This window comes from Xanthobacter dioxanivorans (genome assembly GCF_016807805.1).
GTDB lineage: Bacteria > Pseudomonadota > Alphaproteobacteria > Rhizobiales > Xanthobacteraceae > Xanthobacter > Xanthobacter dioxanivorans.
The window spans coordinates 4,054,583-4,067,614 of record NZ_CP063362.1 but is presented as its reverse complement, the minus strand read 5'-3'; the positions used below and the strand labels follow the sequence as shown (position 1 = coordinate 4,067,614).

The window sequence follows — 13,032 nt, the reverse complement described above, 5'->3', positions numbered from 1 at the left end:
CCGGGGCATCCGCCTCAGTCCACCCGCTCCACATAGACGGCGATCTTGCCGCCGCAGGACAGGCCCACTTTCCAGGCGGTCTCGTCGGCGACACCGAACTCCAGCGTCCTCGACGCGCCGGAGGCGATCACCTCCGCCGCCTCGCCCACCACAGCACCCTCCACGCATCCGCCGGAAACGGAGCCGAGGAAATTGCCGTCCGCGTCGATCACCAAGCGGCTGCCCACCGGGCGCGGCGCGGAACCCCAGGTCTCCAGCACGGTGGCGAGGGCAACACCCCGCCCCTCGCGGCGCCAGCGCTCGGCGGCGGCAAGAACATCGCCTTCGGTCACGTCCATCGGATCTCTCCTCAGCCCGCGCCGGCCCGAACTGGCCCGGCGCGGCGCATTTCTATATAGGTGCGCATTCGCGGCGGCGGCGCCAGTGGGTGCGCCGGCTCCTGCGCCGTCTGATGCCGCGCCCCTTAGATCCCGTGATGCCGAACCTGCTGCCCCTGCCCGCCCGCGATACCGGAACGCTCCGCACCCCCGACGACCTCCTCGCCGCCGGCCTCGCGCACGCGAGCGCCCGCGCCGGGCTCGCGGCGGTGGCCGAACGCTATGCGGTGGCCATCACGCCGGCCTTGGCCGGCGCCATCGACCGGACCGATCCGGCCGACCCCATCGCCCGCCAGTTCGTGCCCGATCCGCGCGAGCTGGAGCTGCGCCCCGAAGAGCGCGCCGATCCCATCGGCGACGACGCGCACAGCCCGGTGCCCGGCATCGTCCATCGCTATCGCGACCGGGCGCTACTGAAGATCGTCAGCGTCTGCGCCGTCTATTGCCGCTTCTGCTTCCGCCGCGAAATGGTCGGCCCGGGCGCCGCCTCCGCCCTCGCGCCCGAGACGCTGGAGGCGGCCTATGCCTATCTGTCCGCCCATCCCGAGATCTGGGAGGTGATCCTCACCGGCGGCGATCCCTTCATGCTGTCCCCGCGCCGCATGGCCGAGGCGGTGGCGCGCCTTGCCGCCATCGAGCACGTGAAGGTGCTGCGGTTCCACACCCGCGTGCCCATCGCCGCGCCGGAGCGGGTGAGCGACGCCTTCGTCCGATCGCTGAAGGCGCCGGGCGTGGCGAGCTATGTGGCGGTTCACGTGAACCATGCGCGTGAGCTGACCCCGCAGGCCCGCTCCGCCCTGGCGCGGATGGCGGACGCGGGCATCCCGCTTTTGTCCCAGTCGGTGTTGCTGCGGGGCGTGAACGATGATGCGGCGACCCTCGCCGACCTGTTCCGCGCCTTGGTGGAATGCCGGGTGAAGCCCTATTACCTGCACCATCCGGACCTCGCCCCCGGCACCGCCCATTTCCGCCTCGGCGTCGGCGAGGGGCAGGCGCTGATGCGCGCCCTGCGCGGCCGCCTCTCCGGCATCGCCATGCCCACCTACGTGCTCGACATTCCCGGCGGCGCCGGGAAGGTGCCGCTGACGCCCGTGCATCTGGACGCCGCCGGCGACCGCCTCGCCGTCACCGACAATTGCGGCGACGTGCATCTTTATCCGCCGCAGGGGTGATGGGGCCTTCCACCCGTGCTATCGCGGGAACAAGAAACGGGAGGACGCCATGGGGGAGCCGCGCCGGGTGCAGCAGCCGGGACCTGAAGCGCAGGGGCGCATGGAGAGCGCCGTCGGCAGCCTGCGGGTGCTCGATTTCACGCTTCAGCCCGGCCTCACCCTCAATGCCGCCATCACCGGACCGCTGCTGGAAACCGGCTTCAGCGCCGCGCAGGTTGAAATATCCGGCGGAGCTCTCGGTCCCTTCACCTATGTGATGCCCGCCGCCTCCCCCGACGCCACCCACGCGGCCTGGTACAGCGCACCTTTCACCCCGCAGGGCACGACGCGGCTGGAACATGGCAACGTCACCTTTGGCCGCAAGGACGGGGCGTCCTTCATCCACTGTCACGCCTTCTGGATCGAGCCCGACGGCAGCCGGCACTGCGGCCACATCATGCCGCACGACACCATCGTGGCGGCGCCCATCCGTGCCCGCGCCTATGGGGCGGCCGAGGTGGAGACCACCGCCGACTTCGATCCGGAAACCAACTTCCCCCTGTTCACGCCCCACGCCGTCAGGGCTCCCGCCACGGATGGCCCGCGCATCGCGTTTGCCCGGGTGCGGCCGAACGTGGACCTCTTCCACGCCGTGGAGGAGCTGTGCCGGCGGCACGGCTTTGCCGCCGGGCGGATGCGCGGCGGGGTCGGCAGCATCATCGGCGCGCGCTTCTCGGATGCCCCGGCGGTCAACGACTACGCCACGGAAGTCTTCGTCACCTCCGGTGTCGTCGCGCCGGACGCCACGGGGGCGCTGGTGGCCGACATCTCCCTCTCGCTGGTGGGGATGAGCGGCGTGCTGGCGCAGGGCCGCCTCGTGCGCGGCGACAATCCGGTGCTGATCACCTTCGAGCTAGCGGTGGAGGAGGCTGCTCCGTAAGCAGCCCTGCCCCTATTTCCCGAGCCCCATCGTCTGCGGCAGCCACAAGGTGAGCGCCGGGATGTAGGTGATGGCCAGGAGCGCGATCATCAGCGGCACCAGCCACGGCAGGATGGCGATGGTGGTGCGCTCCACCGACAGCTTCGCCACCCGCGCCAGCACGAACAGCACCATGCCCAGCGGCGGGTGCAGGAGGCCGATCATCAGGTTCAGCGTCATCACCAGCCCGAAATGGATCGGGTCGATGCCGAGCTTGAGCACGATGGGCAGGAGGATCGGCACCAGGATGGTGATGGCCGCGATGGTGTCGATGAAGCAGCCCACGAACAGGATGAGCAGGTTGGCGAGCGCCAGGAACACCCATTTGTTCTGGGTGAAGCCAAGGATGGCGTCGGAGAGCATCTGCGCCGCCTGGCTGGCGGTGAGCAGCCAGGCAAAGATGGAGGCCGCCGTGACGATGAACAGCACCGAGGCGGTGGTCTCGATGGTGTCGAACGTCGCCTTGGCCAGGGTGCGGAAGGTCATGGACCGGTAGCGCACGAGGCCGAGGAACAGCGACCAGATCACCGCCGCCACCGCCGCCTCGGTGGGCGTGAACCAGCCCAGCGTCATGCCGCCGATGAGGATGACCGGCGTCATCAGCGCCATCACGGCGGAAAAGTCGAAATACCAGTCCAGCGCCACCAGGGCCGCCAGGGCGACGAGCACGGCGGCATTGGTGGACAGGCCCAGCTCGATCATCACATAGACCGCCACCGGGAAGGCCAGCACCACCACCACCTCGGTGCCGGCCGAGATGATCTGGCGCCAGGAGAAGGCGGCATCCGAGCCCCAGCCGTTGCGCCGGGCGAAATAGGCCACGGTGATCATCATCAGCAGCGTCATCACCACGCCGGGCACCACCCCGCCGAGGAACAGCGCGCCGATGGAGACGTTGGCGAGCATGCCGTAGATCACGAACGGCAGGCTCGGCGGGATGATGGGGCCGAGCGTCGCCGAGGCGGCGGTGACGCCGACCGAGAACTCGGTGGAATAGCCATGGTCCTTCATGGCCTTGATCTCGATGGTGCCGAGCCCGGCCGCGTCGGCGATGGCGGTGCCCGACATGCCGGAGAAGATCACCGAGCCGATGATGTTCACCTGCCCGAGTCCACCGCGCATCCAGCCCACCAGGGCGACGGCGAAGGCATAGATGCGGCCGGTGACGCCGGCGATGTTCATGAGGTTGCCGGCGAGGATGAAGAAGGGCACCGCCAGCAGCGGAAAGCTCTCCACGCCGGCGATCATGCGCTGGGCGATGACCACGTCCGGCACGCTGCCGGAGACGAGGATGTAGATGAGCGAGGAGCCGGCCATGGAGATGGCCACCGGGACCCCGCACACCATGAGGAAGAGGAAGGCGCCGATGAGCAGCCACATGGCTCAGTCCCCCTTGTGGTCGAGGGTGCCGTCGAAGGCTTCGGGCCGCTCCAACACGGAATATCCGCGGCGCACGTTGCCCACCGTCACCTGCACGGAGCGGACCAGCATCATCACGAAGCCGAACAGCACGGCGTAGTAGACGACGCTCTTGGGGGCATCCACCATCACCATGGGCTCGTCGCCCACGAGCGAGATGTAGCGCACCATCAGCCAGACGCCGTAGGCGATGAAGGCAGTGCGCACGAGGTCCACCAAGAGCGCCATCGCTCGCCCAGCTTTGGGCGGCAGGAAGCGATAGAGCAGGTCCACCTGGATGTGCCGCGACAGGCGCACGCACATGGCGGCGCCGATGAACACCACCGCCACGAGGCAGTAGGTGGCGAGCTCCTCGGTCCAGGCGAAGCTGTCGTTCAGCACGTAGCGGGTGAAGAACTGGGTGAAGACCAGCCCCGCCATGCCCCAGAAGATCACCAGCGTGACCCAGTCCTCCACCGCATAGACGGAAAGGTCCACCTCGTCCTGCGGCTGGTCGAAGGTGTGGGCGAGTTCCTCGCCGGTGACGCGGGTATGGACTTCATGGGCCATCGGAGGGTCCGGACTGGAAGGGGATGGGGCCGGCCTGGCGGATCGGACGGCCGAACGCTTGCGCGCCAACCGATGGCGCTCCCCTCTCCCCTTGCGGGAGAGGGGCAGGGGGAGGGGTGAAGGCGCCGACTTCAAGACACCTGCGGCAGGGACAAGGGGAGGCATAGCCCTCACCCCGGCCCTCTCCCGCAAGGGGAGAGGGAGCACGTCGGAAGGGGCTGGGCCTTCGTCCGCTCACATGTTGCTCTTGACCGCCTGGATGCGGTCCCAGTCCGCCTTGCGGTAACCGAAGCTCTCGAACGTGATGTTCTTCATCACCGTGTCGCGGAAGTCGGCCGTATCCACCTCGATCACGGTGAGGCCCTTCTGCTTGAAGATGTCGAGCAGTTCCTTCTCGCGCTTCGCCACTTCCGCCGTCGCCCGCGCCGCCGCTTCCTGCGCCACCTCGGTGAAGATCTTGCGGTCCTCGGGCGAGAGCTTCTTCCACAGGCCGCCGGAGATCACCGTGTTGAGGTGGTCGACGATGTGGCCGGTGAGGATGATGTTCTTCTGCACCTCGTAGAATTTCTTCGCCTCGATGGTGGTGAGCGGGTTTTCCTGCGCATCCACGGTGCCATTCTGCAGCGCCAGATAGACCTCGGCGAAGGCGATGGGCGCGATGTTGGCGCCGCAGGCCTTGGGCATGGCGAGGTAGGCCGGGGCGTCGGGCACGCGGATCTTGAGGCCCTTCATCTCGGCGCAGGTCTTGAACGGCTTGTTGGAGGTGGCCTGGCGCACGCCATAATAGGTGACGGCGACGATGTGATTGCCGGTCTTGTCCTCATAGCCCTTGGCGAGCTCGTTGAAGACGTCGCTCTTGGCATAAGCCAGCAGGTGCTCCGCATCGCGGAAGGTGTAGGGATAGTAGGTGACGCCGATGGGCGGATAGGCCTTTCCGGCGAAGCTCGACCCGGAGATGATCATGTCCACGGTGCCCAGCGCCAGGCCCTGGTTGATGTCGCTCTCCTTGCCGAGCTGCGAGGAGGGATAGACATCGATCTGGTAGCGTCCGTTGGTGCGCTTGGCGATCTCGCCCGCCGCCCAGACGGACGCGGTGTGGAACGGCTCCGAGGGTTCGTAGACGTGCGCCCATTTCAGCTTGGTCTGGGCACCCGCGGGGCCGGCCACGGCCGCCAATGCAAGCACGGCGAGCGCGGCCGTAAGGCCACGGCGAAAATTGAGCATGCTGTTCCTCCCAATCTTTTGTCGCGGCGGTGTTCCGCCTGCTCTTTTTAGATCCGCGCAAATGGCAGTCCTGCGTCGATTAAATCGTTTTGATCACAGATTGCAAGCCTGCCCGCGGTTGTTCCATCGTACAATTCGCGCGACCTCGGGCAAGGGGTGTTGCGGGCGGCGGGGCGGGGCGGGGTCGCCGGTCAGGTCACGACGCAGGCGGATCCGGCCGGCGCCGCCTCCATTGCCGCGACCACCTCGTCCAGGCGGTCGGCCGCCGCGATGATCTGCGCCTCACCCACGTTCAGCGGCGGCAGAAACGCCAGCACATCACCCGCGGCCCGCACCAGAAGGCCTTCCGCCGCGAGGCGCCGCGCCAGGTCTTCCGCCGGGGCGGCGCAGACGAGGCCCTGCATCAGCCCGGTGCCGACGAGGCCCGTGAACAGATCCGGGCGCCGGTAGCGCAGGCTGGCAAGGCGATCCTCCAGCAGCCAGCCGAGGCTCTGCACGCGCGCCTCGAAGCCCGGCGCAAGCGCCGCGCCGATCACCGGGGCCGCCGCGACCAGCGCATCCGGCGACACCTGCGGCAGGGACCCGGGCAGGCCGCGGGCCACCTTGACGGTGAGCACGAGGGCCGCGAGGGGCACGCCCGCCCCCTCCCCCACCAGCATCAGATCGGGCGTCACCCCGGTCCATTCGTGGGCGAAGGCCATGCCGGTGCGGCCGAGGCCGCCGTCGCTCTCGTCAAAGACGAGCGCGAGGCCATATTCGTCCGCGCTCTCCCGCAGCTCGGCGAGGAAGGCGCCGGGGAGCAATTCGATTCCACCCGCGAGGCGCACCGGCGAAACCAGGATACCGGCCGTGCGCGGGCCGATCTCGGCGCGGATGGCGCCGATGTCCTCCGGCACCCGCGACACCTCTACATCGCCGGCGAATTCCGGCGGCAGCGGCTCCGGCCCGGCGCAGACGAGGAGATGGCGCCGCTTCGGCCGGCCAGCGACGCGGTGGTGGGTGCGCAGGGTCTCCAGCATCACCCGGCGGGCGGCCGTGGCCGAGGGCAGGAGGAGCGCGGCATCGCCGAAGGAATGAGCGACGAGCAGCGCGGCAAGGGTCGACGGGTCGGCCGGCAGGCCGTCCTCCGGCGTCAGCGGCACAAGGCAGGTGCCGGAGAAGTCCAGCGGGAGGACAAGCGGCTCAGTGCCGTCCGCAGCAGGACTTTCGGACAACTCCTGCACGCGCGTCGGCGACGCGCTGTCACGATCATCCGGCACTCGAAATCTCCTGCCACGCAAGTCATCAAAGAATGCGGGCAGTCTACCACTTTTCAGCGATGAGCCGCCGCGAATAGTCGTCATGGGTGAACGTGATTTCGAGGGCTGGATCGCGTTCCCACCGCATGCTGGCGGTGCGATGCCAGTATTCGGCCACCCGTACACCGAGGGTGGTCATACTCTCGCCCGCCATGCAGCCGCCCATGCCGGTCCGCCGCTCGATCTCCGTCGTGTGGCAGGGCGGGTCATGATAGAGCCCATCGTCATTGGCACGGATCTGCGCGGCCACGGTGGAAGGGCGTCTGTCGCGGTCTTCAACGCGGGAGCAGCAGACGAAAAAAGAGCGCCGGCAGGCCTGGCAGACCACCTCCACCAGCGCGGCCTCCTGCGCATAAATGTCCGACTTCAGGTGCGGCGCGAACGGCACATAGCGCGGCACGCCGTGCTCATCGTACCAGAGGATCGGATCGGCGATCCGGGACACGATGTCGTCGTAGCTGCCCTTCATCTGTCTCCCCTGCCCTTTGTCTTCGCCTCAGTCGTATTTCACATAAGCGAACCTGAGGTCATGCTGCGGCGTGCCCTCCAGCGGCGCGTTCTCCGCTGCGCCGGGTTGCCACTGCACCACCTCCTCGATCTTCTTCGCCAAAGCGAAGTCGCGCACCGTGATGCCTTTGGCATCGTGCGACTGCAGGCGCACCTCCACCCAGGCATAGGAGGCGGTGAGGTCGGGATGGTGCCAGGCGGCCTCGGCGAGATGGCCCACGGTGTTGATCACCATGAGCGTGCCCTTCCAGCTGTTGGTCTTGTAGGTGCGGCGGATCCAGCCGTCCTCGTAGCGCCAGTGCGGCAGCTCCGCTTTCAGACGCGCCACGATCTCCTCGGGGGTGAAGGTGGCCTTGCGGTCGATGGTCATGAATGTCTCCTCGGGACGGGAGGCGGTGTCTCCGGCGCACATTATGCGCTATTCGCGCGGCGGATTGGTCCCTTCAGGCATGACCACCCCCCTCTCTCCCTGCGGGAGAGGGTTGGGGTGAGGGGTGGCGCCCGCTCCGAGGCGCCGCCTCCACCTCAGGCGATGCCAGCCTGCCGCTTGGCCGCCGTCAGCGTGTTCTGGAGCAGGCAGGCGATGGTCATGGGGCCGACGCCCCCGGCACCGGAGTGATGAGCCCGGCGATGCCCTGGGCCTCGGCATAGGCCACGTCCCCCACCAGCCGGGTCTTGCCGTCCGCCTTCGGAATGCGGTTGATGCCCACGTCGATCACCGTGGCGCCCGGCTTGATCCAGTCGCCGCGCACCATTTCCGGCCGGCCCACCGCGGCCACGAGGATGTCGGCGGTGCGGCATTCCCCCGGCAGGTCGCGGGTGCGCGAATGGGCGATGGTGACGGTGCAGTCCTCCTTCAGCAGGAGCTGTGCCGCCGGCTTGCCGACGATGTTGGAGCGGCCCACCACCACGGCCTTCAGGCCGGCGAGGTTGCCGAGATGGTGCTTCAGCAACAGCACGCAGCCGAGCGGCGTGCACGGCACAAGGGCATCGAGGCCCACCGCGAGGCGGCCGGCATTCACCACGTGGAAGCCGTCCACGTCCTTGGCCGGATCGATGGTGGAGAGCACCTTCATGGCATCGATCTGCGGTGGCAGCGGCAGCTGCACCAGGATGCCGTTGACCGCCGGGTCCGCGTTCAGCGTGGCGATCAGCGCCAGGAGCGTTTCCTCTGGCGTGTCGACGGGCAGCTTGTGCTCGAAGGAGGCCATGCCGGCCTCGGCCGTCTGTGCCGCCTTGTTGCGCACATAGACCTGGCTCGCCGGGTCTTCCCCCACCAGGACGACGGCAAGGCCGGGCTTGAGGCCCGCGCGCGCGCCGAGCTGCGCCACCTCCTCCGCGACGCGGGCCCTGAGGCCGGCTGCGAACGCCTTTCCGTCGATGGGCTTGGTCTCGATCACGAAGCATCCCCCATGGCTCGGGGCCGGATGTCCCGGAACGGACGCCGGCATTGCGATGTGTGGGAGCGCGACCCCGCATGATCGCGGCGCGCTCCGTTCACGGCTTGCCGTTTCTCCGCACCGAAACATCCCGACGCAAGGGCTAAGGACGACCTGCGACGCCACGGCGAGCCGATGCGCCTTATAAGGATAAAAATTTTCTCATAAAGAATAAAATGCAACTATCGCACCCCGGGGCGCAGCGGGGAGACCACGTCGCCCGGCGCCGTGGGGACCAGGAGCGGACCACCCTCCGCCTCCCGCTCCAGCATGGCCACGGCGGCGGCCAGCGGCAGCGGCGGCGCGAACAGGTAGCCCTGGGCCTCCTGCATGCCGATGCTGCGCAGGAACCGCAGCTGGTCCGGCGTCTCGACGCCCTCCGCCGTCACGATGATGCCGAGGGAGCGGCCGACGCGCACCTTGTACTCGACGATCGCCGCCGCGTCCGGGTCCTGCCCCAGCTTGAAGATGAAGTCCTTGTCGATCTTGATCTTGGAGATGGGAAAGCGACGCACGTGCACGACCGAGGCGTAGCCGGTGCCGAAATCGTCGAGGGCGAGCCGGACGCCCGTATCGCGCAGGTCATCCAGGCCGGTCTGCACTTCCGGCGAAGGCAGGAGCACCGCGCTTTCCGTGATCTCGATCTCGAGCCGCCGCGGGTCGAAGCCCGTCTCGCGCATGGTCTCGAGGATGCGACGGATGACACCGGTGGACCTCAGGGTGACAGGCGACATGTTCACGGCGAGGGTCGTGTGTCCGAGCGCGCGCGCCTCCACGCAGGCCCGGCGCAGCACGTGCAGGTCGATGGCGGCGATGAGCTGGCTCTCCTCCGCCGCCGGCACGAAATCTGACGGCGGCAGCCGCCCGCGCGTGGGGTGGTCCCACCGCGCCAGCGCCTCGAACCCCACGATGCGGCCGGTCTCCAGGTCGACCACCGGCTGGTAGAGCAGTGACAGCTCGCCGCGTTCGAGCGCCGCGGTCAGGTCCACCGTGATCTGCCGGCGCTGCACCTGCTCGCGTTCGAACTTCGCCTCGAACCTGCGCAGGACGCCCCGCCCCCCGCCTTCGCCCGGTAGAGGGCGATATCGGCGAAGCGCAGCAGCTCGGAGCCCGAGGTGGCATCCTGCGGGGCGCAGGCCGCGCCCATCGAGGCGCTGATGCTCACCGCCTCTCCCTCCGCCTGCACCGGCGGTTCGAGCGCCTTGAAGATGCGGGCCCCGAGGGCGTCGACGTCGCCGGGCTCCCGGCACTTGGTGAGCATGACGAACTCATCCCCACCGAAGCGGGCGACGATGCCGTTGTCCCCGAGCGCCGCGCGCAGCCGCACCGCGACCTCGCACAGGAGCTTGTCCCCTGCGGCATGGCCGGCGCTGTCGTTGATTTCCTTGAAGCCGTCGAGATCGATGAAGAGCAGCGCGAGGGTCTCCCCCTCCCGCCGCTGCGCCAGGGCGGCCTCAAGCTCCTCCAGGAAGCAGCCGCGGTTGGCGAGCCCGGTCAGAAAATCCTGATGCGCCATCTCGCGCACTCGGGCCTCGCTGTCGGCGAGCTCCTTCGCCATGCGCTGGGCTCGGATCATGAGAGCCAGGAAGATCGCCGCCAGCAACCCGATGAAGATGGTCGCCACCGGCAGCAGCTCGCGCACCATGCCGCGGCCGGCCCCCATGCTGCGCCACACCAGCCGCGCCTCGGAGCCGTCATACAGGTTGGGGACGAAGACGGTCCTCGGATCACCCGATCCGCTCTCGCCGGGGTGCAGTTGCACGTTCTCCAGGCTGGCGGGTTCCCCCAGCTCCTTCAGGAAATCGGGATCGACCACGTCCACGGTGACCGCCAGCAGGGGCTGGGCCACGTTGAGCTTGGATTCCTTCTCCTCGAAAGGCCGCGCCACCATGAGGCCGGAAACTCCGCCGCCGCTGGCGACAAAGCCGCTGCGCATCGCCTCTCGCCCTTCCGCCATCGCCCGCTCGACAGCGGGGCGGATCCAGGCAAATGCAGCAACGGAGCCTTCCTTCCCGTTCTCCGACGAATAGATCACGTTGCCCTTGGCATCGGTGATGTAGACGAATTCGAAGCCGAACCCGTCATTCAGCCGCCGGCCGAAGCGCTCGTGCACACGTGCGAGATCCCCGTTCGACAATGCGCTCAGCGTAGCCTGCTCACTCTCGGCCGTGGCCAGCGCCCGCTTCATCACCGTCTCGTGGGCCCGCAGCGAGGCAAGCAGCGCCTGGCGCTCGCGCACGGCCGACTGCCGGTCGTTGCGCAGGCTCGCCATGACGATGACGGCGCCGAGCGCGGCCACCAGCAGTGCCAGGGCGACAAGCCCCACCAGAAGGCGGCGATCCGCGGCGATGCCCGGATATCTCGAGATGACCTGTCCTCCTCCAACGTCCCGCGCGCCGGTACCGCGCGGTGGCGGCGTCCGGCGGGAACCGCCCGCCTCGTCGCGCGTCCTGATGCGGCGCCAGAGGCAGAACGATTTGTCTTTCAGATCGCGAGCCCCTGCAAGAACATATGGGGCGCGGACCGTCCGGAACGGAGGTCTGCGTCTACCGTGCTCCGAACCACAATGTGGCAAGACCAAGGAAGGCGAAGAAGCCGACGCTATCGGTAACCATAGTCACGAAAACTCCGGACGCGACGGCCGGATCCAGTTTCAGCCGGGAGATGGCGAGCGGAATGAGGATGCCGAACAGTCCCGCCGCGATCATGTTCATCACCAGCGCCGCCGAGATCACGGCGCCGAGCTGCAGGTTGGAGAACCACAGGGCGGCGATGATGCCGAGGAGGGTGGCGAGCATCACCCCGTTGAGAAGCCCCACCAGCACCTCGCGCGAGACGATGCGCCGGGCATTGTGACTGGAGAGGTCGCGCGTCGCGAGGGCGCGCACGGCAACCGTCATGGTCTGCGTGCCCGCATTGCCGCCCATGGAGGCGACGATGGGCATGAGCACGGCCAGCGCCACCATCTTCTCGATGGTGGCCTCGAACAGGCCGATGATGGAGGCGGAGACGAAGGCGGTGCCGAGATTAACCACCAGCCACGGCAGCCGGCTGCGCGCGGTGTAGCCCACGGTGTCGGAGAGTTCCTCGTCGCTGCCGACGCCGGCGAGGGCGCGCAGGTCCTCGTCCGCCTCCTCCTGGATCACGTCCACCACGTCGTCGATGGTCATCACCCCGACGAGCCGCCCGGCATCGTCCACCACGGGGGCGGAGACGAGGTTGTAGCGCTCGAACATGCGCGCCACGTCCTCCTGGTCCTGCGAGGCCTTCACCACCTTGAGCTGATCGGCCTTCACCTGGGTGACCAGCATGGGGCGCCGCGTGCGCAGCAGGCGGTCGAGGGAGACGGAGCCGATGAGACGGTAGCCGGGATCCACCACGAAGACTTCGTAGAAGGTCTCCGGCAGGTCGACCGTCTCGCGCATGTAGTCGATGGTGCGCCCCACCGTCCAGAACGGCGGAACGGCGATGAACTCGGTCTGCATGCGCCGGCCGGCGCTCTCCTCGGGATAGTCGAGGGAGCGCTGCAGCGCGACGCGCTCGGGCGCCGGCAGATGCTCCAGCACGGCCGCCATCTCGCCCTCGTCGAGGTCCTCGAGGATGTAGACGGCGTCGTCGGAATCCAGCTCGCGCATGCCGCGCGCGATGGTCAGCGGGGAGAGGCCGCGCAGGATGCCGAGGCGCACCGTCTCGTCGAGCTCGGTGAGCGCGGTGAAGTCGAAGGCATCCCCCAGCAACTCGATGAGGCGGCGGCGCTCGTCGCCGTCCAGCTCCTCGATGAGGTCGCCCATGTCGGCTTCGTGCAGGTCCGCCGTGAGCGCCTTCAGCCGGTCCACGTCGCGGGTGGCGATGGCGGCCTCGACTGCATCCCGGAAGGCGCCGGACAGGTTGCCCTCGGCGTCGCGCGCCGGCGGCGCCTCACTGGCGCCGTCCACGGCGGTGGGATCGGCATCCTCGCGCATGGGCTCCTCCCGGTCTCGAAGGCGGGGGTGGGGCGCCCGCGCCGCTCGCGGCCCGGGCATATCGGGGATGGGACGGGCCGGACATCCCATCGCGAGAGGATGGAGGATCGAAGCCCATCCCCGCCTC

Annotated in this window: 12 protein-coding genes and 1 pseudogene; 2 read left to right on the top strand and 11 right to left on the bottom strand. The window is 68.5% G+C overall.

The window, feature by feature from the left end; all coding sequences use genetic code 11:
- Positions 1-14: 14 nt before the first annotated feature.
- Positions 15-338, bottom strand: a complete 324-nt coding sequence (locus tag EZH22_RS18955; protein WP_203192045.1) for an XdhC family protein — start codon at positions 336-338, stop codon at positions 15-17.
- A gap of 137 nt (positions 339-475) precedes the next feature.
- On the opposite strand from EZH22_RS18955, the gene EZH22_RS18950 reads away from it, so the two are divergent.
- Positions 476-1,549, top strand: coding sequence for a lysine-2,3-aminomutase-like protein (locus EZH22_RS18950; RefSeq protein ID WP_203192044.1), 1,074 nt, complete (start codon positions 476-478; stop codon positions 1,547-1,549).
- 49 nt (positions 1,550-1,598) lie between these two features.
- Entirely contained in the window at positions 1,599-2,468 is an 870-nt protein-coding gene (locus EZH22_RS18945) for a PCC domain-containing protein (RefSeq protein ID WP_203192043.1), read from the top strand.
- Positions 2,469-2,480: 12 nt separating this feature from the next.
- Here EZH22_RS18945 and EZH22_RS18940 read toward each other — a convergent pair whose 3' ends face one another.
- The 10 genes and pseudogenes from EZH22_RS18940 to mgtE all read right to left on the bottom strand — a co-directional run bounded on the left by EZH22_RS18940 (position 2,481) and on the right by mgtE (position 12,905).
- Positions 2,481-3,887 (bottom strand): TRAP transporter large permease, encoded by a 1,407-nt coding sequence (locus tag EZH22_RS18940; protein WP_203192042.1) that lies wholly within the window; start codon positions 3,885-3,887, stop codon positions 2,481-2,483.
- A gap of 3 nt (positions 3,888-3,890) precedes the next feature.
- Positions 3,891-4,475: a TRAP transporter small permease gene (locus EZH22_RS18935; protein ID WP_203192041.1), complete on the bottom strand. Its 585-nt coding sequence runs from the start codon at positions 4,473-4,475 to the stop codon at positions 3,891-3,893.
- 234 nt (positions 4,476-4,709) lie between these two features.
- Positions 4,710-5,699 carry a sialic acid TRAP transporter substrate-binding protein SiaP gene (locus EZH22_RS18930; protein WP_203192040.1) on the bottom strand — a complete coding sequence of 330 codons (990 nt, stop codon included), beginning with the start codon at positions 5,697-5,699 and terminating at the stop codon, positions 4,710-4,712.
- 191 nt (positions 5,700-5,890) lie between these two features.
- A complete protein-coding gene (locus EZH22_RS18925) occupies positions 5,891-6,958 on the bottom strand; it encodes an aminotransferase class III-fold pyridoxal phosphate-dependent enzyme (protein WP_203192039.1) in 1,068 nt (355 codons plus the stop codon).
- 43 nt (positions 6,959-7,001) lie between these two features.
- Positions 7,002-7,466 (bottom strand): hypothetical protein, encoded by a 465-nt coding sequence (locus EZH22_RS18920; RefSeq protein ID WP_203192038.1) that lies wholly within the window; start codon positions 7,464-7,466, stop codon positions 7,002-7,004.
- A gap of 27 nt (positions 7,467-7,493) precedes the next feature.
- Positions 7,494-7,874, bottom strand: a complete 381-nt coding sequence (locus EZH22_RS18915; RefSeq protein ID WP_203192037.1) for a 4a-hydroxytetrahydrobiopterin dehydratase — start codon at positions 7,872-7,874, stop codon at positions 7,494-7,496.
- Between the two features lie 155 nt (positions 7,875-8,029).
- Positions 8,030-8,955 (bottom strand): annotated as a pseudogene (folD, locus tag EZH22_RS18910) (bifunctional methylenetetrahydrofolate dehydrogenase/methenyltetrahydrofolate cyclohydrolase FolD).
- Positions 8,956-9,125: 170 nt separating this feature from the next.
- Positions 9,126-9,953, bottom strand: coding sequence for a putative bifunctional diguanylate cyclase/phosphodiesterase (locus EZH22_RS18905; RefSeq protein WP_203192036.1), 828 nt, complete (start codon positions 9,951-9,953; stop codon positions 9,126-9,128).
- The gene (locus EZH22_RS18900) at positions 9,923-11,269 is read right to left on the bottom strand and encodes a diguanylate cyclase domain-containing protein (protein WP_203192035.1); all 1,347 of its coding nucleotides are present in this window, start codon (positions 11,267-11,269) and stop codon (positions 9,923-9,925) included. The genes EZH22_RS18905 and EZH22_RS18900 overlap by 31 nt, the downstream gene beginning before the upstream one ends.
- A 220-nt stretch (positions 11,270-11,489) precedes the next feature.
- Positions 11,490-12,905: a magnesium transporter gene (gene mgtE / locus EZH22_RS18895; RefSeq protein WP_203192034.1), complete on the bottom strand. Its 1,416-nt coding sequence runs from the start codon at positions 12,903-12,905 to the stop codon at positions 11,490-11,492.
- Positions 12,906-13,032: the final 127 nt, after the last annotated feature.

Excerpts from the sequence above, each read along its gene's own strand:
- EZH22_RS18955 (WP_203192045.1), bottom strand. The coding sequence starts at position 338 with ATGGACGTGACCGAAGGCGATGTTCTTGCCGCCGCCGAGCGCTGGCGC.
- EZH22_RS18950 (WP_203192044.1), top strand. The coding sequence starts at position 476 with ATGCCGAACCTGCTGCCCCTGCCCGCCCGCGATACCGGAACGCTCCGC.
- EZH22_RS18945 (WP_203192043.1), top strand. The coding sequence starts at position 1,599 with ATGGGGGAGCCGCGCCGGGTGCAGCAGCCGGGACCTGAAGCGCAGGGG.
- EZH22_RS18940 (WP_203192042.1), bottom strand. The coding sequence starts at position 3,887 with ATGTGGCTGCTCATCGGCGCCTTCCTCTTCCTCATGGTGTGCGGGGTC.
- EZH22_RS18935 (WP_203192041.1), bottom strand. The coding sequence starts at position 4,475 with ATGGCCCATGAAGTCCATACCCGCGTCACCGGCGAGGAACTCGCCCAC.
- EZH22_RS18930 (WP_203192040.1), bottom strand. The coding sequence starts at position 5,699 with ATGCTCAATTTTCGCCGTGGCCTTACGGCCGCGCTCGCCGTGCTTGCA.
- EZH22_RS18920 (WP_203192038.1), bottom strand. The coding sequence starts at position 7,466 with ATGAAGGGCAGCTACGACGACATCGTGTCCCGGATCGCCGATCCGATC.
- EZH22_RS18915 (WP_203192037.1), bottom strand. The coding sequence starts at position 7,874 with ATGACCATCGACCGCAAGGCCACCTTCACCCCCGAGGAGATCGTGGCG.
- mgtE (WP_203192034.1), bottom strand. The coding sequence starts at position 12,905 with ATGCGCGAGGATGCCGATCCCACCGCCGTGGACGGCGCCAGTGAGGCG.